General features: G+C 67.6%; 3 protein-coding genes and 2 pseudogenes. 3 read left to right on the top strand and 2 right to left on the bottom strand.

What is annotated here, in order from left to right; all coding sequences use genetic code 11:
* The 3 genes and pseudogenes from A9W95_RS26630 to A9W95_RS00470 all read left to right on the top strand — a co-directional run.
* Positions 1-123 (top strand): annotated as a pseudogene (locus A9W95_RS26630) (siderophore-interacting protein); the annotation flags it as partial.
* A 22-nt stretch (positions 124-145) separates the two neighbouring features.
* Positions 146-1,318 (top strand): alpha-hydroxy-acid oxidizing protein, encoded by a 1,173-nt coding sequence (locus A9W95_RS00475; RefSeq protein ID WP_067408650.1) that lies wholly within the window; start codon positions 146-148, stop codon positions 1,316-1,318.
* A gap of 33 nt (positions 1,319-1,351) precedes the next feature.
* The gene (locus A9W95_RS00470; protein WP_067408648.1) at positions 1,352-2,260 is read left to right on the top strand and encodes a tyrosine recombinase XerC; all 909 of its coding nucleotides are present in this window, start codon (positions 1,352-1,354) and stop codon (positions 2,258-2,260) included.
* A 6-nt stretch (positions 2,261-2,266) separates the two neighbouring features.
* Here A9W95_RS00470 and A9W95_RS00465 read toward each other — a convergent pair whose 3' ends face one another.
* Positions 2,267-3,796, bottom strand: a complete 1,530-nt coding sequence (locus A9W95_RS00465) for a GMC family oxidoreductase (protein WP_067408646.1) — start codon at positions 3,794-3,796, stop codon at positions 2,267-2,269.
* A 73-nt stretch (positions 3,797-3,869) separates the two neighbouring features.
* A pseudogene (locus A9W95_RS00460) lies at positions 3,870-4,334 on the bottom strand (M23 family metallopeptidase); the annotation flags it as partial.
* Positions 4,335-4,403: the final 69 nt, after the last annotated feature.

The raw sequence follows: 4,403 nt of genomic DNA, 5'->3' as shown, positions 1-4,403 counted from the left end.
GAGCGCGGCGTCGAGGCAAAGTGGGCGTCTTCCATTTCCGGCTACTGGCGGCGGGGTCGCACCGAAGAGACGTTCCGGCAGTGGAAGAAGGAACTCGCCGCGGCCGAGGCTGGCGCGCAGTAGAGGGTCACGGCATCCTCACTCCATGGCACTGACACCGCCGTTCGGCGACTACCAGCTCGAGATCTATTTCCAAGGCCTCGCCGGGGTGGCCCCGCAGCTGCCGATGGCGTTCAAAGAGTTGGAAGCCCGAGCCGAGCAGGCCATGTCGCCGTCGGTGTGGTCCTACGTCGCCGGCGGCGCCGGTGACGAGCACACCCAACGCATCAACTGCGAAGCCTTCGAACGGTGGGGCTTGATGCCGCGGATGTTCGTCGGTGCCAGCGAACGCGACATGGCCGTCGAGCTCTTCGGCCTGACCTTCCCATCGCCGCTGTTCATGGCGCCGATCGGCGTCATCGGCATATGCGCTCAAGACGGCCATGGCGACCTGGCGACCGCACGCGCGGCCGCCGCGACCGGCGTCCCGATGGTCGGCTCGACCCTGATGACCGACCCCTTGGAAGACGTCGCCGCCGAGTTCGGCGACACCCCGGGCTTTTTCCAGCTCTACACACCACGCGATCGCGACCTGGCCGCCAGCCTGGTCAGCCGCGCGGAGGCGGCCGGCTACCGGGGCATCATCGTCACCCTCGACACCTGGGTGCCCGGCTGGCGACCACGGGACCTGAGCACCGCCAACTTCCCCCAGCTGCGGGGGCACTGCCTGGCCAACTACACCAGCGATCCGGTGTTCAAGGCCAGCCTGCCCCGCCCGCCCGAAGAAGACCCGCAAGGCGTGGTGTTGCGCTGGGGACAGATCTTCGGCAATCCCTTGACCTGGAATGACCTGCCCTGGCTGCGTTCTCTGACGGACTTGCCGCTGATCCTGAAGGGGATCTGCCGTCCCGACGACGCCAGACGCGCCAAGGACGGCGGCGTGGACGGCATCTACTGCTCCACCCACGGCGGCCGGCAAGCCAACGGCGGCCTGGCCGCCATCGAATGTCTGCCCGGTGTGGTCGAGGCGGCCGACGGGCTGCCGGTGTTGTTCGACTCGGGCATCCGCAGCGGAGCCGACATCATCAAGGCGCTGGCCCTGGGCGCTACCGCCGTAGGCGTCGGCCGGCCCTACGCCTACGGCCTGGCGCTGGGCGGTGTCGACGGGATCGTGCACGTGCTGCGCATGTTGCTCGCGGAAGCCGACCTCATCATGGCCGTCGACGGCTATCCGACCCGCAAAAGTCTCACCCCGGACACGCTGCGGCGCGTCGGCTGAGGACCGTCGCGACTTTTCTGCCAGCGTGGACGCATGCCGCAGAACTACGAGCCGATCCTCGAAGAGTTCGACGAGTACTTGGGGTTGCAATGCGGCCGCTCGGCGCACACCCGCCGCGCCTACCTCGGCGACCTACGGTCGCTGTTCGCCTTCCTCGAGGACCGCAAGTCCACTCTCGACGCGCTGAGCCTGCCGGTGCTGCGGGCATGGCTGGCCACATCAGCCGGTGCCGGAGCGGCTCGCACCACCCTGTCGCGGCGTACCTCGGCGATCAAAGCCTTCACCGCGTGGGCCGCCCGGCGCGGCATCCTGGCATCCGACCCCGCCGTCAGGTTGCAAGTGCCCAAGGCCCACCGCACCTTGCCCGCGGTGCTGCGCCGGGACCAGGCTCTAGCCGCGATGACGGCCGCGCAGGCCGGCGCTCAGGAAGGTGATCCGCTGGCACTGCGCGACCGGCTCATCGTCGAATTGTTGTACGCCACCGGGATTCGCGTCAGCGAACTGTGCGGCCTGGACATCGACGACGTCGACACCGGGCATCGGCTGGTGCGGGTCCTGGGCAAGGGCAACAAACAACGCACCGCGCCGTTCGGGCGGCCGGCGGCCGAGGCGCTGCACGCCTGGCTCACCCACGGGCGCCCCGCGCTGGCCACCGCCGAGTCGGGACCGGCGCTGCTGCTAGGCGCCCGCGGTCGACGACTTGACGTGCGCCAAGCCCGCACGGTGGTGCATCAGACGGTCTCCGCGGTGGACGGCGCACCCGACATGGGACCACACGGGCTGCGGCACAGCGCCGCCACGCATCTGCTCGAAGGCGGCGCCGACCTGCGCGTCGTCCAGGAACTGCTCGGCCACTCCAGCCTGGCGACCACCCAGCTCTACACCCATGTCGCGGTCTCGCGGCTACGCGCCGTGCACGACCAAGCCCACCCCCGGGCGTGACGGGTGTCAGCCCGCCAGCAAGAGATCTGCCGCTCGCTCGCCGATCATGATCGAGGGCGCATTGGTATTACCCGTCGTGATCGTGGGCATGATCGAGGCGTCCGCGACCCGAAGGTTGTCGATGCCACGCACTTGAAGGTCCGGCCCCACAACGGCATTCGGATCGCTGCGGGCCCCCATCCGACAGGTGCCGACTTGATGGTGATAGGTACCCACCGCCTGGCGGACGAAGCGGCGTAGATCGTCGCGGGTGATCGCCATAGGTCCCGGCGCAACCTCGGACGCGCGCCACGGCGCGAACACCGCCGAAGCACCGATTTCCCGGCACAACTCGACGGCGTCAACCACTGCCTCCAGATCGGCCTGATCGGCCAGCACATTGGGATCGACCAACGGCGCATCGCTGGGATCGGCAGATGCCAGCCGCAAGGTTCCACGCGACTGCACGTTGACCAATCCTGCGGCGATCGTGTACCCGTGCTCCGGCATTGGATACCCATCGGCCGGGTAGGGAATGTGGATGAACAGCGGCTGCAGATCCGGCGCTTCACCCTTGCATCCGCCGCTGCGCGCGAACAATTGCGCCTCGAGCAAGTTGTTAGTGCCCGGCGGCAACGGGTCCTTGGCCGCATAGATGTTGCTGACCAGGAGATGGTCGTGCAGATTCTGCCCAACCGCGGGCAGATCCACTTCGGGTGTGACGCCAACGGATTCCAGGTGTGCGCCCGGCCCGATCCCGCTGAGCAACAACACTTTCGGAGAACCCACTACACCGGCGCTCAGCACCACCTCGGCATCCGCATAGGCGCGGCACGGAGGCCGGCCACCGTCGGAGTACTCGACGCCTACGGCGCTTCCGTTCTCCAGCAGGACCCGATGCACGAGGGCGTCGGTGGTAATTCTCAACCGCGGGTGATGCAGTATCGGTGCGACGAAACTTTTCCAGGCACTCATCCGCTCACCGTGCAATGCGGTGATGTGGTTGTACCCCACCCCGACCATGTCGCCGGCGTTGAAATCATCAACAACTTTGTGCCCGGTCGCCAGCGCCGCCTCGACGAACGCTTCGGAAACCGGATGGGGCGTCACGATGGTCGACACCGGCAGCGGCCCGTCGGCGCCGTGAAACTCATTGGCACCTAATTCATGTGACTCCGAACGCTTGAACAGTGAAAGCACATTGTCCCAATCCCAACCGGAGTCACCGGTGGCGTGCGCCCACTGCTCGTAATCACTGGCGTGCCCCCGGATGTAGATCATGCCGTTCAGGGAACTGCTTCCGCCCAGAACCTTGCCCCGCGGCCAGAACAACTTGCGGGAGTTAGCATTCGGCTGCGGCGTGGTGAACATCGCCCAATCGTGGGGACCGCCGAACAACGCCGGCCAGTCCTGCGGACAGTGAATGGCCGGGTCGGTGTCCGCCGGACCCGCCTCGATGACGCGCACGCTGTGGCCGGCATCGAGCAACCGTCGCACGACGACACTGCCTGCCGATCCCGCCCCCACGACGATGTAGTCCGTCACGTCACTCTTCATTGCGACTCCTCAGGCGATTCCAGCGATACCACTATATCGGTATCACTGGATACAATCGCAAGCGTCAGCCAACGAGCGGCTTCAGCCGAATCGGCGTCGCTGTCAATAGGCCCAGCGGGTCGACGTAGTTCGCACCCGACGCCGGGCCCCACATCGCACCCCAGTGCAGACATGCCGGCGCTGGGCAGCCGTGATGACCGGCGATCAGCTCCCCGAGCATGGTCTCGGCCGTCACCACCTGGCCGGCCCGCACCGCGGCGCGCACCGGCTCATAGCTGGTGTGCAAGCCGCCTGGATGCGCCACCGAGACAACCGGGCGTCCGGCCAGCGATCCGGCGAAGACGACCGTGCCAGCACCTGCGGCGAACACCCGCTGTCCCGGCGCGCCGGCCAAGTCGACCCCGCGATGCCCGGGATGCCAGTCCGGTGTCGGCGCATCGAACTCGCGCACGACCGTCGGCGGCGGGCGCAACGGCCAACTCAGCCGGCCGTCGTCGGCATCGGCCGGGGGTGCGTTCAGCAATACCCAGCACAGCAGAATCAGCGCTACCCATCGCACCCGATCAGCCCAGCCGCACGTCGACGCCGCGACCAGTCACCCCCGCCG

Origin of the sequence: Mycobacterium sp. 1423905.2, assembly GCF_001673155.1 — a bacterium.
In the GTDB taxonomy this organism is placed as follows: Bacteria; Actinomycetota; Actinomycetes; order Mycobacteriales; family Mycobacteriaceae; genus Mycobacterium.
Note: the sequence above shows the minus strand (reverse complement) of the source record. Positions and strands in the feature narration are given on the sequence as shown.

Coding starts and splice junctions, on each gene's coding strand:
- A9W95_RS00465 (WP_067408646.1), bottom strand. CDS start 3,796: ATGAAGAGTGACGTGACGGACTACATCGTCGTGGGGGCGGGATCGGCA.
- A9W95_RS00475 (WP_067408650.1), top strand. CDS start 146: ATGGCACTGACACCGCCGTTCGGCGACTACCAGCTCGAGATCTATTTC.
- A9W95_RS00470 (WP_067408648.1), top strand. CDS start 1,352: ATGCCGCAGAACTACGAGCCGATCCTCGAAGAGTTCGACGAGTACTTG.